General features: G+C 54.0%; 21 protein-coding genes. 17 read left to right on the top strand and 4 right to left on the bottom strand.

The genetic code is table 11. The annotated features are described in order from the left end of the window. Window positions 1-24: 24 nt before the first annotated feature. A complete protein-coding gene (nagA, locus tag CRP01_RS03560) occupies window positions 25-1,239 on the bottom strand; it encodes an N-acetylglucosamine-6-phosphate deacetylase (protein ID WP_099148628.1) in 1,215 nt (404 codons plus the stop codon). Between the two features lie 160 nt (window positions 1,240-1,399). On the opposite strand from nagA, the gene rluF reads away from it, so the two are divergent. From rluF to CRP01_RS03615, 11 genes are all read left to right on the top strand, one after another. Next, window positions 1,400-2,107, top strand: coding sequence for a 23S rRNA pseudouridine(2604) synthase RluF (rluF, locus tag CRP01_RS03565; protein ID WP_099148629.1), 708 nt, complete (start codon window positions 1,400-1,402; stop codon window positions 2,105-2,107). Between the two features lie 189 nt (window positions 2,108-2,296). Next, window positions 2,297-3,505 carry a Gfo/Idh/MocA family protein gene (locus CRP01_RS03570; RefSeq protein ID WP_099148630.1) on the top strand — a complete coding sequence of 403 codons (1,209 nt, stop codon included), beginning with the start codon at window positions 2,297-2,299 and terminating at the stop codon, window positions 3,503-3,505. A gap of 53 nt (window positions 3,506-3,558) precedes the next feature. After that, window positions 3,559-4,347, top strand: a complete 789-nt coding sequence (locus CRP01_RS03575) for an SDR family NAD(P)-dependent oxidoreductase (protein WP_099148631.1) — start codon at window positions 3,559-3,561, stop codon at window positions 4,345-4,347. Further along, window positions 4,344-5,231, top strand: coding sequence for an ROK family protein (locus CRP01_RS03580; protein WP_099148632.1), 888 nt, complete (start codon window positions 4,344-4,346; stop codon window positions 5,229-5,231). The genes CRP01_RS03575 and CRP01_RS03580 overlap by 4 nt, the downstream gene beginning before the upstream one ends. Before the next feature lie 33 nt (window positions 5,232-5,264). Continuing rightward, on the top strand, window positions 5,265-6,038 hold the full coding sequence (locus tag CRP01_RS03585; RefSeq protein ID WP_099148633.1) for a sugar isomerase domain-containing protein: 774 nt from the start codon (window positions 5,265-5,267) through the stop codon (window positions 6,036-6,038). Between the two features lie 53 nt (window positions 6,039-6,091). Beyond that, window positions 6,092-7,120, top strand: coding sequence for a cobalamin-independent methionine synthase II family protein (locus tag CRP01_RS03590; protein ID WP_099148634.1), 1,029 nt, complete (start codon window positions 6,092-6,094; stop codon window positions 7,118-7,120). A 132-nt stretch (window positions 7,121-7,252) separates the two neighbouring features. Next, window positions 7,253-8,020, top strand: a complete 768-nt coding sequence (locus tag CRP01_RS03595; RefSeq protein ID WP_099148635.1) for a YwqG family protein — start codon at window positions 7,253-7,255, stop codon at window positions 8,018-8,020. Window positions 8,021-8,352: 332 nt separating this feature from the next. After that, complete coding sequence (locus tag CRP01_RS03600) at window positions 8,353-11,154, top strand: ATP-binding protein (protein ID WP_099148636.1); 2,802 nt, start codon at window positions 8,353-8,355, stop codon at window positions 11,152-11,154. 155 nt (window positions 11,155-11,309) lie between these two features. Further along, window positions 11,310-12,029, top strand: a complete 720-nt coding sequence (locus tag CRP01_RS03605; protein WP_170110204.1) for a class I SAM-dependent methyltransferase — start codon at window positions 11,310-11,312, stop codon at window positions 12,027-12,029. A 28-nt stretch (window positions 12,030-12,057) separates the two neighbouring features. Continuing rightward, the gene (locus CRP01_RS03610; RefSeq protein WP_099148638.1) at window positions 12,058-13,272 is read left to right on the top strand and encodes a hypothetical protein; all 1,215 of its coding nucleotides are present in this window, start codon (window positions 12,058-12,060) and stop codon (window positions 13,270-13,272) included. A gap of 171 nt (window positions 13,273-13,443) precedes the next feature. After that, window positions 13,444-14,310, top strand: coding sequence for an MBL fold metallo-hydrolase (locus CRP01_RS03615; protein WP_099148803.1), 867 nt, complete (start codon window positions 13,444-13,446; stop codon window positions 14,308-14,310). Window positions 14,311-14,399: 89 nt separating this feature from the next. Here CRP01_RS03615 and CRP01_RS03620 read toward each other — a convergent pair whose 3' ends face one another. Together CRP01_RS03620 and CRP01_RS03625 are read right to left on the bottom strand one after the other, a co-directional pair. Next, window positions 14,400-15,407, bottom strand: coding sequence for a ThuA domain-containing protein (locus tag CRP01_RS03620; protein ID WP_099148639.1), 1,008 nt, complete (start codon window positions 15,405-15,407; stop codon window positions 14,400-14,402). A 252-nt stretch (window positions 15,408-15,659) separates the two neighbouring features. Beyond that, complete coding sequence (locus CRP01_RS03625) at window positions 15,660-18,131, bottom strand: helix-turn-helix domain-containing protein (RefSeq protein ID WP_099148640.1); 2,472 nt, start codon at window positions 18,129-18,131, stop codon at window positions 15,660-15,662. 207 nt (window positions 18,132-18,338) lie between these two features. Between CRP01_RS03625 and CRP01_RS03630 the strand changes: the two genes are divergently transcribed. Together CRP01_RS03630 and CRP01_RS03635 are read left to right on the top strand one after the other, a co-directional pair. Then, window positions 18,339-19,724: a D-arabinono-1,4-lactone oxidase gene (locus CRP01_RS03630; RefSeq protein ID WP_099148641.1), complete on the top strand. Its 1,386-nt coding sequence runs from the start codon at window positions 18,339-18,341 to the stop codon at window positions 19,722-19,724. Between the two features lie 194 nt (window positions 19,725-19,918). Continuing rightward, entirely contained in the window at window positions 19,919-20,362 is a 444-nt protein-coding gene (locus CRP01_RS03635; RefSeq protein ID WP_099148642.1) for a hypothetical protein, read from the top strand. Window positions 20,363-20,465: 103 nt separating this feature from the next. Here CRP01_RS03635 and CRP01_RS03640 read toward each other — a convergent pair whose 3' ends face one another. Beyond that, window positions 20,466-21,818, bottom strand: coding sequence for a BNR repeat-containing protein (locus CRP01_RS03640; RefSeq protein ID WP_099148643.1), 1,353 nt, complete (start codon window positions 21,816-21,818; stop codon window positions 20,466-20,468). 580 nt (window positions 21,819-22,398) lie between these two features. Between CRP01_RS03640 and CRP01_RS03650 the strand changes: the two genes are divergently transcribed. The 4 genes from CRP01_RS03650 to CRP01_RS03665 all read left to right on the top strand — a co-directional run bounded on the left by CRP01_RS03650 (window position 22,399) and on the right by CRP01_RS03665 (window position 26,320). Further along, window positions 22,399-22,698 (top strand): hypothetical protein, encoded by a 300-nt coding sequence (locus CRP01_RS03650; RefSeq protein WP_099148645.1) that lies wholly within the window; start codon window positions 22,399-22,401, stop codon window positions 22,696-22,698. Window positions 22,699-22,827: 129 nt separating this feature from the next. Further along, window positions 22,828-24,492 (top strand): D-arabinono-1,4-lactone oxidase, encoded by a 1,665-nt coding sequence (locus CRP01_RS03655; protein WP_099148646.1) that lies wholly within the window; start codon window positions 22,828-22,830, stop codon window positions 24,490-24,492. A gap of 155 nt (window positions 24,493-24,647) precedes the next feature. Then, window positions 24,648-25,607: an alpha/beta hydrolase family esterase gene (locus CRP01_RS03660; protein WP_143473253.1), complete on the top strand. Its 960-nt coding sequence runs from the start codon at window positions 24,648-24,650 to the stop codon at window positions 25,605-25,607. A 5-nt stretch (window positions 25,608-25,612) separates the two neighbouring features. After that, window positions 25,613-26,320 (top strand): DUF2927 domain-containing protein, encoded by a 708-nt coding sequence (locus CRP01_RS03665; protein WP_099148648.1) that lies wholly within the window; start codon window positions 25,613-25,615, stop codon window positions 26,318-26,320. The last annotated feature ends 85 nt before the right edge of the window (window positions 26,321-26,405 follow it).

The following is a 26,405-nucleotide window of genomic DNA, read 5'->3' on the forward strand; positions in this document are numbered from 1 at the left end:
ATTGGGTAATGGGTTCGCCGGGGGTTATCGCTCGTAGACCACCTTACCGCCGACGATGGTTTGCTGCACATTCATTTCACCGTTTTCCAGGGTGAACAGGACCAGATCCGCCCGTTTGCCGGGTTTGAGGATGCCGCGGTCTTCGAGTTGCATCAGTTCGGCCGGATTGGTACTGGCCATCCGGATCGCTTCGGCCAGGGAGCACTGGGTATAGTTCATCATATTCCCCACGCACAGGCGGATGGGAGAGGCCGCTCCGGCCAGGACGTTCTCCGCCGGGAACTTGATCACATTGGGAGTCAGCACTACGGTCCTTTCGCCGCGGATGTATTCGCCGGGTTCCAGTCCGGCCAGGTCGAGTGCGTCCGAAACCAGAATGGTTTTCTCGGGTCCTTTGGCTTTGTAAAAGCTGCGGACTTCTTCCCGGGTCAGGTGATAACCATCCACGATGATACTGATGCTCAGTCCGTCTTCGGCCAGTTGCGGCCACAGCGGATTGTAGTGGCGGTTGATCTCATTGGCGCAGCCATTGCCGAGGTGGGTGGACAGCGAGGCGCCATTGTAGACGGCCTGCTTGATCTCGGCCGCGGAGCCGTTGTGATGCCCCAGCGAAACGATGATGTCCTCATCGACGAGCTGCCGGATGAACGGCATGGCTCCTTCCGCTTCCGGAGCCAGGGTGACCAGCTTGATACCGCCCTTCGCGGCCTGCTGGTAGGTTTTGAATTCCCGGCTATCCGGGATGCGCACGTATTTTTCCAGGTGAGCGCCCCGAAATCCGGCAATGGGCGAAATATAGGGACCTTCCAGGTGCAAACCGGGGATGGACGGACCGATCTCGGGGTCCTGCATGGCTTTGCCCAGTACGGCAAAATTCTTTGCCAGCCTTTCGTGGTCGGCGGTGATCACGGTCGGCAGATAGGTAGTGACGCCTTCTTCCCAGAGTCTTTTGGTGGCTGCTCGCATGCCGTCCAGATCCAGATCCTCACCAGTGAAATCAATCCCCATGTAGCCATTGATCTGGATGTCGATGAGGCCGGGAGCTATGTACAGTTCCGGTTTTGCGGCATCTTCGTCCAGGGGCTGCATGCCCGTGATCACCCCCTGTTTCATGGTGATCTGCACGGGGCTGCCGTCCAGATATAATAATCCGGTAACCGATGTTTCGTTGGATTGTCCGTTAATAGTGTTGTGAAAGGCCATCAGTAAAACGATGATCTGGAAAATGCGACTTTTCATAGTAATTTTTATTTCTGATCGTAAGACGTAGTTAATATAAGGCTCTCCTTATTCCCGATCGCATAAATGCCGGAATTCCTGCATAATATTCATGAGCTGCACCTTTATTGAGCAATCGGGCAATTAATATTAGCTTTGCACCCGCAGTAAATGAGATCCAATGTCAGCAGAATCGATCAGTCTCAATAAATACATCAGCAGCACCGGTATTTGCTCCCGTCGGGAAGCGGATAAATGGATCGATGCCGGTCGGGTGAAGATCAACGGTCAGGTGGCCCGCAAAGGAAATCGGGTAGAAGAAGGTGACCGGGTAACGGTCGACGGCAAACCGATCCAGGAGCAACCGAAGTTCGTCTATCTGGCGCTCAACAAACCTCCGGGGATCACCAGTACGACCGACCAGCGCGACCGGGACAATATCATCGATTTTGTAAATTATAAAGAACGGATCTTTCCCATCGGTCGGCTCGATAAAGCGTCCTCCGGCCTCATCTTACTCACCAATGACGGCGATATCGTCAACAAGATCCTGCGGGTCGAAAATGAACACGAAAAGGAATACATCGTCACGGTAGACCGGCCGATCACACCCGAATTTTTGCATAAAATGAGCAATGGAATCCCTATTTTGGGTACCGTTACCAAAAAATGCGAGGTGCAAAAGATCAGGAAAACTATTTTTCGGATCATCCTCACTCAGGGCCTCAACCGCCAGATCCGTCGTATGTGTGAATACCTGGACTACCGCGTGGTGACCCTGAAAAGGATCCGGATCATCAACATAGAACTGGGAAACCTGAAAGTTGGCGAATGGCGACCACTGACGCAGAAAGAACTGAAAAGCCTGAAAAAAAGTGTCGGGCATTGATGATGTGGAAAGGTGTTAACGTGGAAATGTGTTAAAGTTGTAATGTGTTGAAGTGTTGAAGTGTTGAAGTGTTGGGGTGTGAATACCTCATTCCGACCTTTCAGATTGTTTATTTTCCACCCGTCCACCGTCCACCGTCCACCGTCAACCGTCCACCGTCCACCATCAACCCATCAAAACCCTAACCACATGTCACAAAAAATATGCATGCTCGGTACCGGCCTCATCGGTACATTTTACACCATGTGCCTGCACGGGCAACGCAGTCGGGATCGCGTCGTAGCTGTCTATTCCCGCACCGAAGAACGCGCCCGGACCTTTGCCAAAGAGTGGAACATTCCCAATACCTACACGGATATGGCGGCTGCCATCCGGGATCCGGAAGTCGATACGGTCGTCATTGGTTTGCCCAATCATCAGCACGAAGAAGCCGTCCTTCTGGCGGCTGCTGCTGGTAAGGCGGTGCTTTGCACCAAACCCCTGGCCCGTACGGCCGCCGAGGCCAAACGCATGCTGGAAGCCGTGGAGCGGGCCGGCGTATTTCACGGCTATCTGGAAGATCTGGCCTATACCCCCAAAACCTTAAAAGCCCTGAAATCGGTACAGAACGGAGCCCTGGGTAAAGTGCTCTGGACCCGCTCTCGGGAAGCCCATCCCGGTCCGCACAGCGACTGGTTCTGGGATCCGAAGTTGTCGGGTGGCGGAGCCATTATTGATCTGGGGTGTCACTGTATTGAGATCGGCCGCAATTACATCGGTAAAGACGTCAAACCGGTGGAGGTCATGTGCTGGGCGGCCACCCAGGTGAAACCCATTGAAGCCGAGGATAATGCGATTGGGTTAGTCAAATACGAGAACGGCGCCATCAGTCAGTTCGAAGTAAGCTGGACCTACCGCGGTGGGATGGACCTGCGCGACGAGGTGGCCGGTACCGAGGGCAACATCCGGACCGATCACTTCCTGCGCACCGGTTTTGAAATGTTTACTGATGTGGGACTGGGCGGCTACGTAGCGGAAAAGGCGGAAAGCGAATCCGGCTGGCTGTTCCCGGTGGGGGACGAAGTGCACGAACTCGGCTACACGGATATGTTTACCGATATGTTCGAATCCATCGAACGGGAAGCTACGCCCATGGAAACCTTTTACGACGGCTACGTCGTCAATGCGATCATGGATGCCTGCTACCGTTCGGCGGAATCCAAAAAATGGGAACCGGTGGAACTGGAGATCTGGCGCGGCCAGACCGGACTACAGGCCGAACGGGCCACCGTGGCCTACGATGACGAACATTACCTGATCAAGGAAGAACTCCTGCCGGACGGGCGGAAAAAAGTGATCCTAAAGCATAAGGAGACGGGGCAAATGTCGGAGCGGATTGTGAAAAGGTATGAAGATTGAGACGTGCGGAGGTGGGAAAGTTAGATGCTAGCCCTAATCAAATAAACGGATAGATGCTGGAAGGAAAAAACATCCTGATCATCGGCGGTACGAGCGGCATGGGCTGGTCGGCGGCAGCGGCATTTGTGGCGCAGGGGGCTAAAGTGGTCGTTACCGGTATCGAGGAGGAATCCTGCGAGCGGGCCGGCATCGCTTTGGGTGAAAATGGTAAGGTTTTGCTCCGCGATGCCCGGGAAGAAGGGGCCGCCGAAGCGGCCATTGAGGTCTGCCGTAAACAATGGGGCGATCTGCACGGCCTGTTCCACGTGGCCGGCGGCAGCGGCCGCAAATACGGAGACGGGCCTCTGCACGAAATGACTCTCTCGGGCTGGAACGCTACCTTTGAACTCAATCTGAGTGCCATGATGCTGTCCAACCGCGCGGCCGTACGGACGTTCCTGGAACAGGGTGGGGGAGGAGCCATTCTGAATATGGGGTCGGTACTCGGGGAGTCGCCTTCCCCGGCTTATTTCACAACCCATGCCTACGCGGCTGCGAAATCCTCGGTAATTGGTTTCACTCGTTCGATCGCCGCTTACTACGCCCGGCACAATATTCGCGTGAACGTTATTGCTCCGGCCCTGACGGAGACGCCCATGGCCCGCCGGGCGGCCGAAAATGAAGAGATCATGGCGTTTATCCGGACCAAACAACCGCTGGACGGCGGACGGATCGGGCAACCGCAGGATACTAATGCCGCCGCGGTTTTGTTACTTTCTGATCAGGCCGCTTTCATTACCGGGCAGGTGTTACGGGTGGACGGCGGCTGGACTATTTCCGAAGGACAAATACCACAGCCATGAAGCAGATCCGTATGGGTATCGACATCGGGGGGACCTATGTGAAAGGTGTATTGATTGAAGCGGATGAGATCACCTGCCGCCTGAAAATGGAAACCCGGGATGGCCGGGAGGACTGGCAGCGGGCGATCGCTGATATGCACCGGGAACTCACGAAAAAGGCCTCCGGGCCCGTAGAAGCCATCGGACTATCGGCCCCCGGCATCGCCAGTGCGGATAACCGCTCGATCGCCTACATGCCCGTGCGGCTGCAGGGCCTGGAGGGATTCAACTGGTCCGATTATCTGGCCGTCGAGGTGCACGTACTTAACGACGCCCACGCCGCCCTCTGGGCCGAGGCTCGTTTGGGAACCGGCAAGGGGAAGTCTAATCTGGTGATGATCACCCTGGGCACCGGAGTTGGCGGCGGATTGCTGCTGAATGGTCAGCTCTATCAGGGCTTTATGCAGCGGGCGGGCCATCTCGGCCATATCAGTGTAGATGCCGCCAGTATCACGCCGAGTATCACCGGAATTACGGGCAGTCTGGAGGACGCGATCGGGGAAGCGGGCCTGGCCGCACGCAGTCTTCAGCGATTTACTTCTACCTTCGATCTGGTGCAGGCCCACCGGGCCGGAGATAGCTGGGCGACCTACCTCTGGCTGGATTCGGTGCGGAAACTGGCGCTAGCCATCGCTTCTTTCTGCAATGCCTTCAGCCCAGATCTGGTCATCCTGGCCGGCGGGATCACCAAAGCCGGGGAAGATCTTCTACAACCATTGGCCACTTTTCTGGATCTGTACGAATGGCGGCCCGGAGGACGATCGACACCGGTAAAACTGGCGGAATTTCAGGATTACGCCGGAGCGATCGGCGCCGCTTTATACGACGGACCGGTGCCGCAGTGATACTAACATCAAATCAAAAAACATCAGCAAAGAATGTCCATAAGCAGGGAATATTTAGAAAAATGCCGGAATCTGATCGATACTATTGCCGGACAGGAACCGGCGATCCAGCAGGCTGCCGGCTGGTTCGCGGGTACGATCCTGGCCGGTAGGATGGTCCAGGTTTTCGGCTCGGGGCACAGCCGCATCATGGTGGAGGAAATGTGGCCGCGCTACGGCTCTTTCCCCGGCTTCAATCCCATCGTGGAATTGTCCCTGACCTTTCACAATCTCGTAGTGGGTGCCAACGGACAGCGACAGGCTATGTTCCTGGAAAATGTGCCGGGCCTGGCCGAACGCATCCTGCGCAATTTTGCCCTAAATGATCAGGACAGTGCACTGGTCATCTCCAGTAGCGGCTGCAATGTGGTGCCGATCGAAATGGCGGAACTGTTCCAACAACGCGGACTGAAGGTCGTCGCCCTGGTCAGTAAACAACATTCGGAAGCTTCTACCAGTAAACGGGCCGACGGCAAAAAGCTAACGGATTTTGCGGATCTGGTGCTGGATACCGGCGCGCCTCCGGGAGACGCCATGGTTCGGGTACCCGGTCTGGATACACCGGTGTCGCCGGGCTCTACGGTCGGCGGAGCCATGATCGTGAACAGCCTCAAGGCCGAGATCGCCGCTCTGCTGACCGAAGCGGGGCAACCGCCTAAAGTGCTGAGCGGATCCGCGGTAGTCGGTCCGGAACGCGCGGTTAGCTTGTTTGAAAGTGCCTACGATGAACACGCCCACCGGCTGGCCAGGCTGTACCAGGGACTGTAAACGGCCGCTTAACCTCAGGCCAAAGATTTGACTAACCAACTAAAAACAACAATATGACCGACCATCCTATTCGCACTACCGTCATCGGCAGTTATCCTTTTCCCGGCTGGCTGGAATTCGCCGCCCGGCACCTGGACCAGTTTGGTGCCGCCGACGTGGAAGAAATGATCGATGATGCCGTCGTGGCGGCCGTTCACGATCAGGTGACCGCAGGACTGGATGTGATCACCGACGGTGAGCAGACCCGCCTGGACTTTAATCTCTCCTTTTACGGATACATCGCCGGCATTGAGCGGGAAACGGTCTCTCCCCGCCTCTGGGGCCCACCGGCCCACGATCAGCGGGGGAAGCACCGGATCGTGGAAAGTCTGCGGGCCCCGAACGGACTGGGAGTTGTAGAAGAATACCGACGGCTCCAACGCCTGGCCCCGGACGGTCCGGTACTGAAGGCCAGTGTCCCCGGTCCATTCACGCTGAGCGGTCGCCTGTTGCCTAATAAGGAGTACCCGGATCGATATGCTATTACCGAAGCGCTGCTCCCGATAGTACGTAACGAGTTGAAAGCATTAATAGCGGTCGGTTGCCGGGAGATCACTGTGGATGAACCCTCCATGAGTTGTTATGCCTACAAAGAAGATACCCGTCGCTTTGTCGATATCTTTAACCGGACCATCGAGCCGGTGGTGGGGAAGTGCCGCCTGTCGACCCACCTTTGTTTCGGCAATTACAAAGGGCACGCGGTAGGCTACCGCCGGATAGCGCCTATGCTGCCGGATTTCCTCGACTTTAAAGTAGATGAAGTCCATTTGGAAATGGCCAACCGGGAATTTGCGGAGTTGGAACTAATTGAAAAATTCGCCGAACGAATGGAGGTAGCCGTAGGTGTAATTGACGTAAAAAGCTACTACATCGAGACGCCGGAGGACGTAGCGGCGCGGATCCGTCAGTGTCTGCAGTATGTACCGGCAGATAAATTGTCGGTGGCTCCCGATTGCGGGCTGAGCCAGACGGCGCGCTGGGCGGCAAAGAAAAAACTGAACAGCATGGTGGCCGGGGCGGCGCTGGTAAGGGCGGAGCTGTGAACCGCGTTTGCCGAATAAATTACCCCTGCAAAGTGAGGAGCAATCAGGCAGATAAATTTACCCATTCGGACCAAAAATATTTAACTACCCAGCACGCAAAAAAGCAGTAAAATTGGGACATAATTTAAACACATGATCCCGACTTTTCTGCAACCCTTTGCCGCGGAACTAGCTAAGTACCGGAGAGAAAAAGTACAAATCACCGCTACTCCCCGAACGGAGCATCCGCTCAGTGATCCGCTGGACCTGAAAACCAGTAAATTCCTCGGCCTTCCCTTTTTTCCGGAATCCGAAAAATACCCGCTCGACCGCGAGGGGCAACCCATGTTGCTGATGGCCCAGTTGAATTTTGCGGAAATCCCCCATCTGCCCGGCTTGCCGAAAGACGGCATCCTGCAGCTCTACTTTTCCGTGGAAGGCTGGTACGAGGAGGATGCGGCGGCCATTTACCACGATAAGCAGGCGCTGGAGAGCACACCGATGCGGGATTTTTCCTTCCTGAAGCCTTCGGATTACGAAGAAATGCCCATTTATAAATTGCATACGCTACAATTTGAACGAGCAATTGACCACGGTGGATCGGAGGATTGCCAGTTCGGTTTTCGGTTCGGAGATCTGGATTTCTGGGAATTTTCCGAGCAACTGACGGAAGAGCAGAAACGGGAATTCCTGGCTTATTTTAATGCTGCCGGTCATAAGATCGGCGGGTATGCGGATTTTACCCAATCGGATCCACGGGATTACAATCGGGGTGAGCGGAACGATTTTCATCTTTTACAGATCGATATGGACGAAGAGATCATGTTCGGAGACTCCGGATTGGCTCATCTCTTCATTGACCCGGAAAGCCTGCAGAATAAAGATTTTACCAAGGCTTACTTCTACTGGGACTGTTGCTGATGCCAGTTGAGTCCGCCAACCTAACGGATGGGAAAAATCCGTCGGGTCCAAAGCGATAGACGCGTCAGTATAAATTGAGGCTACACCGCTAATGGTCCCGCCCCTCCAGGATTTACTACCTTTGGGTATATTCTCCGGCAATCCCGGTATTTTCATCGCCCTTCGGCGGATACCTTTGGATTTCCGGATATTACCTCCGCGCCGGAAGTAACCTTTCCCGGCTTCATCCTATAAATAGATAGAACAACTTTCCCTAAAAAACGCTCCTTCCGGTCGGAAGCCGGAGTGGAGCAACTCGTTCATCCATTCCCCTCTGTACCTAAGATATAGTGATGCTCAGGAATGTGATATTTTTAGTGCTGTTGCTTACGCTGGTATCCTGCGATGGACCGGATCAGTCGGCCGTCGCCTACCAGCCGGCCCAGGTGATGGTCAATGACCAGTTACTGACTTTTCAGGATTCGGTGAATATTTTACCGTATGCGGCCCTACTGCCCCCGGATGGAAGTCCACTGAATTACGAAAGAGTAGTAGCCCGCCGGCGCGCGGGCGCTTTTGAGGCCCCGGGGTCCTATCCGACCCTGATCCGGAGCAAGCAGGAATACTGGCTGACGTTCACCCTGGCCAATCCCAGAGAAACTACTACCGAATTTATCCTGTATTTCGGGCCGGAGCAATACCTGGAACTCTATGGTCTGGAGGAAGTGGCCCGAATGGGCAATATGGTCCCCGCCCGCGAAAGGACCGGTGCGTTCTTACCGGGCTTTTTTATTCGGGATGACGGTCATAGCGCGCAGGCAAAAATTCAACTGGCCGCCGGAGAAAGCCGGGAACTGTTCGTGAAGATCCGACGGGTGATCAACAAACCCATGGCGCTGAGACTGAAGGTGTTTCAGCCGGAATTCTGGTCCCGGCGGATCGATCCGGGCCGCCGCCATCTCGGGCAGGCCTTTTTTCAGGGCATCATCTGGGCGCTGCTGCTCTACCACCTGTTGTTGTTCCTCATGATCCGGGACCTCACCTATCTCTATTACTGCCTGTATATCCTGATGATCTCTTTGCTTACGCTGGGCGATTTTGGTTACCTTCAATCCGTACTGTTGAAGGAGCAGCCCTATTTCGCCTGGGGGCTCTTCCTGCTGATGCAATACGCCACGGGGATCATGACTTTCAAATTCATGCAAAGTTTTGTGCAGCTCCGGCAGTTGTTGCCGGTCTGGAACCGGCGGGTCAACCTTTTTATCCGGATCAACTTGGTCATTCTGGCCACGGTGAGCGTCCTTTATCTGCTGACCCGGGATTACCTCGTGGTGCAGCTCACGCAACCGTTGCTGGTCCCCTTTGCGCTGGCCGGTCTGCTGATCTGCTATCTGCTCATTCGGACCAGGGACCAGGTCGCACTGTATTTTGCGATCGCCGGTGTCATTTTTACGACCGCAATTATCATTAACGGATTACTGGAGCTTTTGAGCAATAAAGACCTGATCCTGGAATCCTCCTATTCCCGCTATTACATACTGGAAATCACGGCGATCATCCATCTGTTTACTTTCTCTATTGGCCTGGGTTACCGTCGCCGGATGAAAGATCTGGAATCCCAGCGTAGCCTGGAAATCGGGCGCATAAAAAATCGCTTCTACGCCAATATTACCCACGAATTTCGTACGCCGCTCACGGTGATCATGGGCCTCAGTGAACAAATCAACGGGTATCCGCGGGAGCAAAAGCTCATTCGCCGGAATGGAAAACATTTACTGCGACTGATCAACCAGTTGCTGGATCTGTCAAAACTGGAATCCGGAAAACTGGAAGTACACCCCGTGTGCGGCGATATCGTTGCTTATCTGCGCTACCTGACGGAATCCTTTGATTCCATGGCCATGGATAAGGGCATCAAACTGACCTTTTATTCGGAAGAAGATGCGTTCCTGATGGATTACGACGATACGCAGATCCAGCACATCGTTTATAATCTTTTATCCAACGCCATTAAATTTACGCCGGATAACGGGAAAGTGATCCTGCACGTGGTGAGTACAGAACGGGACGGACGACCCTATTTACAGATCAAGGTAAAGGATACGGGCATCGGTATTGCCGAGCAGCAGTTTTCCCACATCTTTGACCGCTTTTACCAGGTGGACAGTTCCTCTACCCGCCGGGGCGAAGGAACGGGCATTGGGCTGTCGCTCACCTCGGAACTGGTTCACCTGCTTGGCGGAGAGATCGACGTGGCGAGTAAAGAAGGGCAGGGCAGCACTTTTAAGGTTTTTATACCGATCACCAAAACGGCACCCAGGGCCTCCCAGTCAACTGCTCCTATCGCTCCCAGTGAGGAAATGGACCGACCGGAACTAAAGGGGACGGCCGCGAGACCCGACTCCGCAGACTTGCCTCAATTATTGCTTATCGAAGATAATCCTGATCTGCAGGAATACATTCAAAATCTGCTCCGGGAGACCTATATGGTCCATACGGCCGGAGACGGCCAACGAGGGATCGAACTCGCCATCGAACTCATACCCGATGTGATCATCAGCGATGTGATGATGCCGGAAAAGAATGGCTACGAAGTCTGCGAAGTTCTGAAACAGGATGAACGGACCAGCCATATCCCGATCATTCTCCTGACGGCCAAAGCCGCGCAGCGGGACAAAATAAAAGGCCTGCAATACGGCGCCGATGCTTATCTGACGAAGCCTTTTGATTCGGAGGAATTGTTTGTCCGCCTGGAAAAACTGATCCAGCTCCGGAGAGAACTACAGGCGCACTTCGCTCCGGACCGGGAACTGGTAAATACCAATGGCCGCCATCCGCAGGAAGAAGCCTTCTTGCAAAAACTGCGAAGTGAACTGGACGAAAGGATAAGCGATCCGGATTTCGGGGTTCGTGATCTGGCCCAATCGGTGGGAATGAGCCACACCCAGATGTATCGCAAGATCAAAGCCCTGACCGGGAAAACGCCTTCCTCGTTTATCCGCTCCGCCCGCCTGCAACGGGGACGGGAGTTCCTGCAGTCTACCGATCTGAACGTCTCGGAAATTGCCTATGAGGTAGGATTTGCCGATCCCAACTATTTTTCCCGGACTTTCTTACAGGAATTCCACACTTCTCCGTCGGACTTTCGGAAGTAGATGATCGTGTGGGGTTTTCTGCTGCTTTTGTTGGGTGGGGGGCGTAAAGCTCGGTTGTTTGGGTTATCTTTAGGTATGGTTGAGGGTTGATGGTGGACGGTCGACGGTCGACGGTCGATGGTTGACGGTGGAGGGGACCGCTAAAAATAATCGGGGTGGAGAAACCGAATGACATATTTGGCCAGGCGCTGTACAGTTACTGGATTGGGGACCGCGATATACATCATATCCTGCGGCGGGATGACGGCTATGGGGGTAAGACGGATATCGGTAGTTATTTTGATCCGGAGTATTTCCCGGACGAGGACCCGGTGCTGTCCGCTGCGCGGGGGAAGATCCTGGATGTTGGCTGCGGGGCGGGTAGGTTTCTGCTGTATTTCCAAAAGCTGGGTTTTGATATAACGGGCATCGACATTTCGCCCGGTGCAATTGCGGTGTGCCGGGAACGGGGTTGCCGGGAGGTGCGCTTGATGGATATTTTCCAGCCGGAATTTGCACCCGCCAGTTTTGATACGATATTGCTGTTCGGCCATAATATTGGGATTGGAGGGACGCTTACCGGAGCCGAAAAACTCCTGCAGATCCTGCGGCTATTGATCCGGCCGGGGGGAGCATTGCTGTTGAATTCCCTGGATCCGACCGCCATGGAAGAGCGATACCATCAGGCGGATCACCTGGTGTACAAAGCGGAGGATGGTTACCTGGGGAGTATTAAGTTCCGGGTAGAATATAAAGATCGGATCGGGGACTGGTTCAACTGGGTCCATCTGGATTCCGGAGTATTGCGGCAACTGGCGGAAAAAACCAACTGGCAGGTAGAACGGCTGTGTGAAAGCAGACAGGGCGATTACTCTGCGGTACTCCGCGCCCGCTGAGCTTGTTTTTATTAAAACTGGCATACCAATGAACATCCATACCCGTTTAATCTTAATCCTGAGCCTGATGAGCCTATTGAGTTTATTTTCATTTTGCCGGGGTAAAAACCGGGCGAACGACAGCCGGGTAACGGTTCAGAACGGGCCGCTTACCATTCAGAAAGATCGCGTAACGGAAAGAAGGTTCGATATGAACCGCGGAGGAATGGTGAAATCAGCCTACTCTAAATACCGGGTGTTTTACCGGGACCAGCCGATTAAATTTCCCGATGCCCTCCAGTCCAATACCGGTTATGCCAGCGTCTGGAAGGCTTTTGTATTGGAGGATGCACCCCGCCCCGCCGTCATTGCCGGGAGCCAGAGTATGTATCTGATCACCGAGGCCGGCGATAGTGCGGCCATTACACCGCTGAGTGAGCAGCATTCCAACTTCGCCAGTGTCCAGTGGCTGGATAGTGAGAACGGGCAGCCCGGGCCGAAACGGGAGATCTATATTTCCGAAGATACGAGCGCTAATCTGTCGCTGCGGGGCGGTGAGTACCTGCTGGTGAATGAACTGACGGTGCTGCGGGTTTCCGATCTGTCGCTCTATCCGTTCCGGAAGAGTATCGATTTTACCATGGGCTATTATGCCGGCCGGGCCAGAGGATTTTCTCCGGATAGAAATTGGGTCGTATTCGATGGCAGCAAGGATTCGGAAGAGCGTTATGATAAGTTCATCTACGCCTTACTGGCTTACAATTACCGGACCAATGCGGCCTATGCGGTACCTTTCGATCAAACGGAAACCCGCCTGTACAATACAGATCATATAACCACCGAGTGGATAAACACTTATTTTGAGTGGGATAAAAAGACAAATGGCGACGAAGTACTGCAATTGCGCAAACTGGACCAGCTGCCCAACTGGCAGGGCATTTTCACGCAAAGCCATTCCTACGAGCTGACCCCGGTGAAGGAGGATATATTGCCCTATTTTCTGGATTTCGTTAAGAAAGAACTCGAGTTGTCCGACGAAGCGGTAGCGTTGGATGCCTACGGTGATTATAAACCGTACCGGATCACCAAAGATTCCTATGTCTTTTCCGTGGGCTATATGGAAAAGCTGAATATGGTCAGTTTTTCGAAGTCTTTTCTGGGGGCGGATGACGATGGTTTTAAGGCTATTGTTGAAAGGGTAGGGAAGGGATTTGATGCTGAACTCGACCAGGGAAAATATCAGGATCTGTTCCTGAGTTATTAACAGGTTTTGCCACACTTCTGTATTGTAGGGATCTATGCAAAGGGAAGGGATCTGAATGATTTATCGCTTCACCGGTTCCAACCTGTAAATTCATTTTGCTGTTGTATGAAAAAGATCGGCCCCGGCCCCTACGATCAATTGTTAAATCACTTCAAAAACACTTCCATACCCGTGATCACTCCTTACCAAAAAGATGATGAGCTGCTGGCCGATATCCGATCCGCCGATCCTGCGGAAGACCGTTTCCGGCTGTGGTGGCTGGGGCAGAGTGGATTCTTGTTGCACTGGCGGGGTCAGTTCCTGTTGTTCGATCCCTACCTGTCGGATTCCCTTACGGAAAAATACGCCGATACGGATAAGCCGCACGTTCGGATGACGGAACGGGTGATTGACCCGGCCCGGCTGGATTTTATCGATGTGGCCACTTCTACCCATAATCATACGGATCATCTGGATGCCTTTACCCTGTGGCCGCTGCTGCGGGGCAATCCCGATCTGCAACTGGTCATCCCGGAGGCCAACCGGGATTTTGTCGCCCGTCGGCTCCAGTGTCCGCTGGACTATCCGATCGGACTGAATGACGGCACCTCCGTCAGCGTGGGGCATTTCACTTTTCACGGGATCGCGGCGGCCCACAATGCCGTAGAACGGGATGATCAGGGCCGCTGCCATTATATGGGCTACGTGGTGACCTTCGGCCCCTGGACGGTTTATCACAGCGGAGATACGCTCTGGTACCACGAACTGACGGAGCAGCTCCAACCATTTGCGATCGACTTGGCCCTTCTACCCATAAACGGTAACAAACCGGAGCGACGGGTAGCGGGCAATCTGGATACCGAAGAGGCCGCCCGGCTCGGTAAGGAGATCGGGGCCGGCATGGTTATTCCCTGCCACTACGATATGTTTACCTTCAATACCGCCAATCCGGCGGATTTTGTACGAGCCGCCCAGCAGCTCGGGCAAACCTTTCAGGTATTGCAGTGCGGAGAACCCTGGAACAGTGATCAACTCGCCCGGCAGGATCTGGTATTGTAATCAGCCCGCAGGCATTAGTGAAAAATACAAGGGCACGCTCCGGTCAGAGGAGCGTGCCCTTGTAGTATAGCAAAGTGTTTAGCTTTGGATCACTGCATGGAGAAAGTCCGGGCACTGGAGGCCTCGGCCGTCGGGAAATCATCCGGTATTGGTTGGCTGACGCTGCCCGTAGCGGCCCATTCCACGCCCCGATTAAAGGTGGTAATGAATCCCACGCCGGAAACGGAAACATCGTCGTGCCCCATCGGCGTATGGAATACCCGTCCGTCTCCGTAACTGATGGTGATGATCATCGGCTCGTGGCGGCCGGTTCCCTTTTTCTCCTCCGCATCGGAATAAGCGGTAGCCAGAATCTCCATATTTTCGGCGGGGCCGCGTAGCCGGTCGTACAACTCATCCTTGGTATGCAACCATTTGGCCGGCATACCTTTGGTGATCGGGTGATCGCTATTGCGAATGGTGATCTCAAATTCGTGCTGGGGACCGTGTGAGCCGCCCCTTCCGGCGGTGGTATCGCGTACCAGTTCACCGGCATCGTTGTAGTAGACGTAAGGGCCGTCCTTTTCGGTACGATCTCCCCAGCCACCCAGGCCGATCATCTTATTGAACGCTACCCAGTCCGGGAAGGAATTGTCGGCAGCGTGTACCACCACAAAGCCACCGCCCTGGCTCACGTACTGTTCCAGTGCAGTTTTGGTGGATTCGGGCCAGGGGGCCGCGTTCCAGCCGAAGTTGGAAATTACGACATCATAGGCGGAGAAATCGGGCGCAAAATTCGGATCGGCCTTAGGCTCTTCCATCGCCGTCGTGGTCGTCTCGGCCGCGATCGGGAACTCACCGATCAGATCATCCCCTTTCCAGGTGTAGGCCGTCCGTTGGATATCTACGGAAAACAGTCCGGTCTCTTCCAGGTACTGCTTCATCATAACCGATATCTTCGGCCACATGACGTGGTTGTTCTGGCCGTCAACGATGAGTGCTTTCATCGTGGTGGTTGCTTCCGGTTGTTCCGATTCGGAGGTTCCTTTTTCGGTGCCGCAGGCGAATAGAGCCAGACAAAATAACAGACCGAAAACAGGTGCAAGGTGTTGTCTCATTTCTTTTTTGGATTAAAATCGGAAATTATTGGCAGAGGTCACCCGAACTGTGGGAATTAATTTTTTTTGGGGAGGTGTCAGGGGCCAGGGGCGAGGTGTCAGGCGCGAGGTGTCAGGAGCGAGGGGTTTTAGTTCCTTATCCCTGAAACCTCGCACCTACCGCCTGACACCTGACTCCTCGCTCCTCTCTCCTGACCTGACCCCTCGCCCCTCTCTCCTGACACCTCTCGCCTCACCCCTCGCCCCTGACAACTACTCTTCCTCCTCCTCCCCCCGCAAACAATAATTCAGGATCATCCGCAACTCGCCGTAGCTGAACTGGTCACCAAAGTGGTTTTTAGCTTCGGAGAGCGACTGACCCTTGGAGTCTTGGAAATAGGCAGCTCCCGCTTCTACTTTTTCCCGGTCCAGCAACTTAAAAATATCAAGTTCGCCGAGACGGATGAAGTGAGCCAGGTGGCTTTGGATGGTCGTTGGAGCCAGTTCCCGGGCCGTTGCGATCTCTTCGGGGCTTTGCCCACTTTCGAACATAACCAGACTGACCGTTTTCGTATCCGGCTTGGGCGGTTTGGAAGTTTTGGGCGCCTTGCCGGTCGCAAACTGCACCCGGTCCGTTTCCAGGCCATGCTCCGTGCAGTAATCGCTGATCAATTCCAGCAGGGCCGCACCGTATTTATCCGCCCGGCCTTTACCGATGCCGTTGACTCGTTTCAGGCTGGGGCCGGTAGTGGGCAGCACGCTGATGAGTTCCAGCAGGGTCTTGGTCGGAGCCACCACGTAGCGTTGTACGCCTTCCTGATCGGCCGTCTCGGCCCGCCATTGGGCCAGTTTCTGAAATAAGGCCGGGTGTTCCACACTGTTGGGTACACTGACGCGCGGGGCGCGACTGGCGGAAGATTTACGGAAATCCAATTCCGCGTCTACCCGGGTTTTATTGAAGGCTCTGCTCTCGAACCCACGGACGAGGGCCTGATTGCCGGCCTGGGTGATGAACAGTTCTTTACGCAGTTCCGTCAGCTGTTCATCCACCTTTTTGCGCACCGCCTGGTTGTCGGATAGGAGTTCCAGTTGATTGGCGGCCGGCAATATGGTCTTTTCGAAATGCTGCTGGAAATAGGCGCCCGCCTTTCCCAGACGATCTTTGAGTGCTTCGTTTGCTTCGGGAAGTGCTTCCTGCCGGAAGTAATTTTCCAGTTGGGGCCGGAATTTTTCGCCGACCGTCATGATCAGATTTTCGGTAGTGGTTTTGAGCGTTTTAACGTCTTCGACCAGGCTTCCCTGCAGGGCATTCTCGTTTTCCAGAACGGAGCGGTAGAGGCGCTCAAAAGCCCGCTGCAGGGGTTTGAAACGGAAGAACCGGCGGAGTACATCCTGTTGATAATCCCGCTTGGCCCGGTGGAGCTGGTCTTCATCCGGCTCGTTACGGCGGGCCTGTTCTGTGTAGGATTGCACGACCCGGTCGGTCTTTACACTGCTCGGGATCAGTTCGGTATGCAGCACGATCCCCTCAAAGGTCTTACAGCGACTCAGCGCCACGTATACCTGCCCGTGGGCGAAAGCGGCCTGTGCGTCGATGATCACCTGTTCGAAAGTCAGCCCCTGACTTTTATGGATCGTAATGGCCCAGGCCAGTCGCAGGGGATATTGCGTAAAGGTGCCGATGATCTCTTCGGACACTTCCTTGGTCTTTTCATCCAGAGTGTACTTGCGATTGTGCCATTCGGTCGGCAGCACCGCTATATGGTGTTCTTCTCCCGGGCATTGGACAAAGATCTCTTCTCCCCGGATCTTGGTGATCCGGCCGATCTTACCGTTGTAGTAGCGCTTGTCCGGGGAAGCGTCGTTCTTGACGAACATTACCTGGGCCCCGACCTTAAAGTGCAACTCAGGATCAGTGGGATAAGCGTGGGCGGGGAAATCCCCGTCGATTGCCGCACTGACTACGGTGAGATCGCCCGATAATGCCGTCAGCCGTTCGTTGTTGATCTTTTGGGCGGCGGCGTTGTGCGAGGTGAGGGTGATGTAGCCGGAATCTTCTTCGGGTACAAAATTCGGTCGGTAGCGGCTGTTGAGGGTCGCCAGTACCTGCTGGTCGAGTTGGTTACTGCGCACCTGATTGAGTAATTCGATAAACTGACTATCCGCCTGCCGGTAGATATGCTGTAGCTGGATGGTGACGGCGTCGGTCTTTTCCAGGGCAAGACTTCCAAAAAAATAGGGGGTCCGGTAGTGCTGGCGGAGCAGGTCCCATTCGTTCTGTTTGACCACGGGCGGCAACTGGTGCAGATCGCCGATCATCAGCAACTGCAGACCACCGAACGGCCGGCTGTAGGACCGGTAGCGGCGAAGCACTTCATCGATACCGTCCAGAACATCCGCCCGCACCATACTGATCTCGTCGATGATCAGGAGGTCGAGACTTTTGATGAGGTCGATCTTTTTTTTGCTGAACCGGCGCTGGGCCATCCTTTCTCTTACCTGACCGGGGATCAGCGGACCGAAAGGCAGCTGGAACAGGGAATGAATGGTAACGCCTTCGGCATTAATGGCGGCAACACCCGTAGGCGCTACGACTGCCGTTCGCTTGGTGGTTTCCCGCACTACACGGCGCAAAAAAGTGGTTTTGCCGGTACCGGCCTTACCGGTCAGGAAAATGTGCTTATCGGTTTGAGTGACATACTCAAAGGCAAGTTCAATTTGGGGATTGAAGGTAATGTGTTCCATCCAGAGTAATGTTTTGTAAAATAAGCAGCCGAAGATCCGGGGCCTATTTCAGAGCGCGTTAATAAGTCCCCAAAATTATAAAAAGTGAGCGACTTACCGGTGATAAATGGCCTCCGGACCGGGATAGATCGCAATTTTTGCTAGATTAGGGGCAGTAAAATTCAAACTCCGGATCATTGATCTTCTTTCAACCAGAAACCTGAAACCATGAAAAAAAGGACTTTTCTCAAGACCTCTTCGGCCTTGGTCACCGGCAGCCTGCTTTCTCCCCTGATCGGCTGCGGACCGGAATCCGAATCATCAGGAGCAGCATCATCAACGACACCACCAGCAGCTATGGAACGAACGAACTGGGCGGGTAATCTGACCTACAGCGCCGAGAAACTGCACGAACCCGATACCCGGGAGGCCGTGCAAATGGTCATTCACAACAACGAAAAACTGCGGGCCCTGGGTACCCGTCACTGTTTTAATAATATCGCCGACACGACGGCCGATCAGGTCTCGGTACTGAGCCAGGACGAGGTCTTCGAACTGGATGAAGAAGCGATGACCGTGACCATCGAAGCGGGGATGACCTACGGCCAGCTTTGTCCCTGGCTGCACGAACGGGGCTACGCGATCCACAATCTGGCTTCGCTGCCGCACATTTCCGTAGCGGGAGCCTGCGCGACCGCCACCCACGGGTCGGGTATGAAAAACGGCAACCTGCCCTCGGCCGTGGTAGCCATGCAGTTCATCGACGGAGGTGCGAACTACCAGAACCTCAGCCGCGAAGCAGACGGCGATAAGTTTGCCGGTGCTATCGTTCACCTCGGCTCCCTGGGGGTACTGACCCGCCTGACACTCAAGATCGAGCCCACTTTCGATATGTACCAGCACGTCTACCAGGATCTGCCGGTAGCCGAACTGGAAGCGAACTTCGAGGACATCATGTCCGCCGGCTACAGTGTGAGTCTCTTTACCGACTGGCAGTCGGATACGGTCAATCAGGTATGGATCAAATCCAAAGTTGGCGAAGTACGCGCAGGGGTAGGGGATGCCGAATTTTACGGCGCTAAATTATTTGATCGCAAAGTGCATCCTATCCTTGATCATCCCGCCGAGAGCTGTACCGACCAAATGGGCATTCAGGGCCCCTGGTACGAAAGATTGCCACACTTCAAAATGGAATTTACGCCCAGCAGCGGCAAGGAACTTCAAAGTGAATTTTTTGTGCCCCTGCCGAATGCGGTAGAAGCGTTTAAGGTCATTCAAAGTTTCAAGCGCAAACTGGCGCCGATCCTGATGATCTCCGAAGTTCGCGCCGTCGCAGCGGATGACTTCTGGATGAGTCCCTGTTACCAGCAGGATTGCATTGCTTTCCACTTTACGTTGAAGCAGGATTGGGAATACCTAAAAAAACTCCTGCCCCAGATCGAAGGTGCCCTGCACGACCTGGAGGTGCGTCCGCACTGGGGAAAAATGTTCACCATACCGAAACCCCGCCTGGAGGAATTGTATCCCAAATTACCGGATTTCCGGGCGCTGATGCGCGAATACGATCCGAATGGGAAATTTATCAATGACTATATGCGGGAACATCTGATCTAGAGATCCGGAGTAGCTGATCTCTGGAAGGCCGGTTCAATTACTCTTCTTATAGCGATACAATTCGAGAAACCCACCTACGCTCTTTCGGAGCAGTGGAGCATTTTGGATGCTCCGTAGAACATGGTCACATAATCCTGTACTTCGGGATGGTCTCCCGGAGTGCCATGTCCTTTGTGTACCTAATACTTACTACAATGAAAGCTTTAATTTCTCTGGGGCTCCTGTTCTTGATAGCCAGTCCCCGGGCCATGAGTCAAAAAACGCCGGACGAACTGATCCGGGATTTTTTTGCGCTTTACGAGGAAAACAAACCGGCGGAAGCGATTGACCTCCTGTATTCTACCAATTCGGAAGAGTGGCTGGAACAGATACAGGATAACATCAACCAGGTGAAGTCCAAATTTCAGGATCTGCAGCAGATTGTGGGAACTTATTACGGCCACGAAAAGCTCAACGATGCCGATCTGGGAAGTTGCTTCAAAACCATCATCTATCTGGTAAAATACGACCGGCAGCCGATCCGCTTTATTTTCCAGTATTACAAACCGCAAAAAGACTGGCGACTTTACGGCTTTTCCTACGATGATAACATCCTGGATGATCACGAGGAATTGCTTAAGCAAAAGCTGGTCGAATGATGCCGGTGGGATACTGGCCGGTAGCGGGTGGCGTCATCCTTCGGTACCAAAGTGAAAGGTACCGGCAGCCGACTCCTTACCCGCTACCGGCTGTTCTCACTGATCAATCAAAAGTATACAGCACCAGCGGACTGGGCCCCGGCAGCGGACCACTTCGCGGACGGTCCCGGTTGCGCGGCAGGGTCTCCCACCGCAGTAGGTAGAGTTTGCCGTCCGGCGCGCGCTGGGCGCGGGTCTGCACTTCCATGTCCGGAAATTCCGAACGTACCTGCTCGAGCTGTTCCGGATAACCTTTATCGTAAGGCAACTCTTCGGCTACCGTCAATTGCTGCGGATCCAGCCGGAACTTCCGGGTACCTACCGTATCGATCCAGAGACGCTGCGTGAGTTGATCATCTTCCTGCGCCACGGGATTAAGGCCCACCCGTTTGCCAATGGATCCCCGGCCGCCGAAATCCCAGCGGAAATCCCAGTCGGTAGCCTGGTGGATCTGCCAGCCCCCGTCGATCTGGCGTGCATTAAAGATCTGAGTGTTGCCCTCCGGCCCGAACTTGTGATAGGAGACCACCGGGCGGTTGTCCAGGTCGAAACCGATCACAGTATTGCCGTTGATCATACCGCCGCCGGCGGGTACCGGGTCGATAATTTCACAGTTCTTGATTGTGATCGGCAGGGTTTGCGGACTACCGTCGCTCTTTTCCCAGTTGACCAGGTCCCGGCTGCGGGCGTAGGAAATATCGTGGTTGGTTGCGGCGTCCGGGGTGTCCCGCCAGACCCAGATCAGGTGGTAATATCCATCCGGACCCAGCACCGGACCGTGCAGATAGGCATTCATTGCTCCCTGCCCGTCCATCAACGGTTCGTCGAGCAGTCGGCTCCAGACTCCCGATTCGGGATCGTAGCGATTGTAGATCTGGTTGCCGTTGCCGCTGCCGCCGTCACGGTAGGTGAAGATCAGGTCGCCGTCCGGGTCGGAAAAGAATTTGGGATAGGTAGCACGGTTCTCCAGATCGCCGATCAGGTTTCTCCGCCGTTCCAGGCTTTGGATATCGTAAGGCTGTGTAGCCTGAAAATAAACCAGCGAATCGACGTGCATATTGCCGGATACGTGCAGGTGGCCTTTACTGTCCAGGGCCATGGAAATATAATTGTGGGAATCCCAGCCGATGGTTTCGGGCAGTACTTTTTTATCCCATTCATCGGTGCCGAGTTGCCGGTGTTTCACGATCATGGCCCGCGAACTGTCGTAGTAGGCTACAAACTGGTGCGGCGGTTCGGTGAGCAGGGCAAAACCCACCGGATGGCCGGACCATACCTGGTCGAGGATCAGCGAATCCGGTTCGGTAGTGCTGTCGGCTGCGGGTTGGGCGTCCTGTCCGCAGCTTGTTAGAGATAATCCACTCAGGAGGAGCATCCAGAGGAGTAAATGCGGAAGAGCAATGGGTCGGTTGGTCATGTGTACTGTTGGTTATTCGTAAAATGAAGCAATGAAATCCGGCGATTCGTGAGCGAAATACCGGTAAAAAAGTCCCGAACTACTCATCGATCGGCCGGGCCGGATGAGCGATCCGGAAAATAAATAGCCGCCTGAGTCCGCTTTTGACCGGATCTGGCGGTAGTCGAAAGAGGGGATGCGCAAATTGTACAAATGAATGCGCTGATTGTGCAAATTTGCCATTTCACAGCCTGGTATCTTTACACCATTCCGAAAGGATACTAATTCACAGTCCTATCACAATTAGTCATCAGCAGTAGTAGATCAAGCCTGTATTAAAGGTTCGGGTGCTTTGGCATCTCCTCCTCATTTCTATGACTGGAGGACCGGACCGGACCCTGACATACCCGGGGAAAAGCTACCTATCCATATTGCTGACATTTTCCACCAGCATCCGTTCCGTTTGTCCCCTGCAGACCACTTTGCTGCAAAGTTTTCCGACATGACCAGTTCCCGTAGATCTAAACAAAAGGTAACAGTGGGCAGTGGCTGCCTCCCCTTTGCCTTATTTAAACGCAGCCAACCTAAAACTCCATCAAACATGGCATCAGCAGGTTCAATCCGGGTGAAAAATACCGGTGGTTTTGTAGCACGTTTTTATGTCGATTACACCTCGGGCGGACGCCGGATCCACCAGGCTTCCGGCAATTTTACGGCCGGTACCTCCAAAGCAATCTATATTCCACCCGATGCTACCGATATCTACGTGGTGATCCAGGAGGAATACTTCATCGCTTCCTGGTCTACGGTGGCCACCTTCAATTTCAATGATCCAATCGTCAACTGTTACGAAGTCTATGGGACAACCCTCGATGCGCACGTGAAGGAAATTGCGTGCTAGCCGTTATCCCAGCTTTAAATTATTGATGTGCAAATGAATAGGTGCGGGTGAATTCACCTGCACCTATTTTTCATTGTGCGATTCCAAAAGTAGTTGGCAGTGACATTCACTACTGAAAACCAATCCAATATGGCAAATTATTCTATCCACCATAAATGGCAAAATTCCTCCCAGACCCTGACGGCCGATCCGGGGACCTTCTACCAGGCTACGGATAAGAACGATCTGATCGAGATCGTAAAAAAGGCCGTGGCCGCTAATCAGAAAATACGGGTTACCGGTGGCCGGCACTCCTGGTATCCACTGGTGCTTACCGATCAGTCGCTGGGCGGCGGGCGGCTGAATAACGGTGATATCTGTATGATCGATGTGAGCAAAATGAAAACCATCACGAAGGAAAAAACGGCGGACGGCCTCTATCTGGTGCACGTAGAGCCGGGCGCTACTATGGGGGATCTGGAACAGGCAACTATGCGCGACTGGCCCGATAATCCGGCTCCGGCTCCGCTGGTAGCCCTGCCCACCAACGGTGTTATCCCTACCGAACTGCAGATCGGCGGTTTTATTGCGGCCGGTTGTCACGGTACGGGATGGATGCAGCCTACCGTACCGGATCTGGTATACGCCATTGAGATGATCCTGGTAGACGAACAGCGAAACGTGCAGGTGCGTACTTTCAGCGAGGCCAACGCAGATGATCCGATGGAAGCGATCCGGGTCAATCTGGGCACCATCGGCATTATGACCCGGATCACCTTCAAGGCGGAACCCCTGTTTTGTATCCATGGTGTTGACACGGTCGATACCTTAATGGCCGACGTGATCAACCGCGAACCGGATGCGACTAACCATCCACTAAAAGAGCTGGTGGAAAGTACAGATTATCTGGAGCTTTTCTGGTTTCCCTTCAATGAGACCAAACTGGTCGGCAAAGGGCTGCTTGATAAGAAAATGGTGCCCGATATGGACAAAACCAAAGTCTGGAAAAAGATGGGCACGGCGATTAAAAACGGAGCAGATGGCTCACCAAAGAATTGCCCGCAGAATGTCCCCAGTCAGGTCTGGGACAGCCTGGGCACCAAATTTGGCGGCGCGGTCTATACCGAGCTGGCTAAGATGCTGTCCGGTAATCTGATCGATTACGGCTTAGCAGAAGGGCTGCTGACCGGTATGAACCGCCTGGCCTACGGGACCGCTCCGGATGATTACGTAGCGCCGGCTACCCGTTTCTTCCATTACCAGACCACGGCCTTTCCGGTACTCGATTTTTCCTTTGCCATTCCGATGGACGCCTCCACCGACCCTTACTACATAGTGGTGTCCGATGCGTGGTACGCTGTGGTAGATGCCGTCAACGACTGGGCCGCCAATAAGAGCGAATACTACCAGCGTTTTCCCGTTAACGTGGCGTTGCACGTGCGCTTTATTAAGAACAGCCAGTCCTGGTTGTCTCCCGCTTACCAACCGGCGGGGTCGGAAGTGCATACCTGCTGGATCGAATTTTTGTCCGGGTCGCCAACTCCGGCTGCACCGAATGAAGCCTGGTACCAAAACTATATGAGCGCCTGGGGGGATTTTTGCCGCTTTATCGGCCCCCAATGGCTGGCGCTCGGCGGCCGGCCCCACTGGGCTAAAGAGTGGCAGTTGCTCAATATTCCCTCCATCAATATTTACGATAAACTCCCTGATCTGTACGGCGATAATCTGTCCAAATTTAAAGCGGTCCGGGACGAACTGGATCCTACCAAAACCTTTCTGTATTCCTGGACAGAGGCCATTTTTAGTGGACAGTAATTCTGTAGTATAGTTGCGATTGTTAAGTGGGAGCAGGGCTTTGTTTCTTTTTTTCTGCCCTGCTCCCTACCGCTTACTCAATTAGCTGCCCGGTAACTCATGCGCGGTTTCAGATCATGGTATTTCCCCGGATATTCGTCTCTAAAATCCAGGCCATGAAAATTAACAAGCGTATGCTGACTGCACTGGCAATCATCCTCGGGCTTCTTTTTATCGGAACGTATTACCTGATCATCCACCGTCGCCTGCAGGCGCCCCGGTGGTCCCTATCGTCCGCTACTTTACCGATCGACGGAATCGATCGACATTTTAGCTACTATATTCCGGAAGGGATCTCCCGGCAGCCGGCCCTGGTCTTCGTCCTGCACGGTTCGAAAGGGACGGTAAACATTATGCGCTATCTGACCGATTACGAATTTGAGAAGATCGCCAGCCACCGGAAGGATTTCATTCTCGTCTATCCGCAGGGATTTGACCGGCACTGGAACGACTGCCGCGCTTCCGCCACCTACCGCGCCAAGAGGGAAAACATCGATGATATTGCTTTTTTTCGGGAGATGATCACTTATCTCTCCGATCGCTACGGTGCGGACCGGCAGGCGGTATTTGCTACCGGATATTCCAACGGTGGACATATGTGCCTGAAACTGGCCTACGAACTGCCGGAAGCCTTCCGGGGCATCGCACCCATTGCCGCCAACCTGCCGGATGTGGCCAATAATGACTGCATACGGAAAGACCGGCCGGTCTCGGTACTGTTCGTCAACGGGACGGCTGATCCGGTTAATCCCTACAACGGCGGACTGGTGGTGCTGAAGGGAGACAGCAGTCGCGGCCGCGTATACTCCACCGCAGAGAGCGGACAGTATTGGATAGATCTTTTACCCGGTGCGCCGAAAACGGAACGTATCCCCTATGATGCCCCCCGGATCGAACATTTCCGGACAATTTCTGAAGACGGCAGGTACAAAGTAGAAGTAGTCAGCGTTAAGGAAGGGGGACATACGATCCCTCTGCGCCGTCCGGCACCCTATCTGCCGGGTTTTATTGGTGCAACTAATCGCAATCTCCATGCACCCGATCTGGTGATTGACTTTTTTGAAAACCTAAAATAGACCATATGAAAAATTACCTGCTGTTGTTGATCTCACTGGCCTTTTTGGCTACTTCCTGCACCAAGGATATTGTAACTCCGGACCCCTCGGAACTTACTGCCTACGAATTGGAAGTGATCGATTACTTCAAGGAGATCGCCCTGGGCTTTGAATTCGGTGGTGCGAGTGAGATCACCCGCAAGTGGAGAGATACGATGAAGATCTACGTCGGCGGAAGCCCAAGTAGTGACCTGCTCAACGAACTGGAAGAAATCCGGACGGAGATCAACAGCCTGGTTTCAGACGGTTTCGCCATGGAAGTTGTAGCGGATTCTGCCCAATCCAATTTTTACATATTCCTCGGCAGTGCCGATGAGTACGTCGAGCGTTATCCTTCCCAGGCGGGTAATGTGACCTCCAACTGGGGATTGTTCAACGTTTTCTGGAATGGCTCCAGCGAGATCAACCGGGGCCACATGTATGTCGATCTCGACCGGGCCGATCCGCCCGCCCAGCGCCACCTGCTGCGCGAAGAACTGACCCAGTCGCTCGGGCTGGCCAAAGACTCCGACCGTTATACCGAAAGCATTTTCCAGGCCTCCTGGACCACCACGAATGAATACGCCATGATCGACCGGGACCTCATCCGGCTGTTGTACCATCCGGATATGCCCATTGGGCTGGACGAAATGCAAACGGATGCCGTTCTCCGGGATATTTTGAGTATGGAATAATGAGGCCGGTACATATGGCGTTTAGATTTCAGACGTATTGCTGTCCGCCTGGCCGTGCCGGTTGAAACGGCAAGGCTGTCGGCAC

Source organism: Flavilitoribacter nigricans DSM 23189 = NBRC 102662, assembly GCF_002646595.1.
In the GTDB taxonomy this organism is placed as follows: Bacteria; Bacteroidota; Bacteroidia; order Chitinophagales; family Saprospiraceae; genus Flavilitoribacter; species Flavilitoribacter nigricans.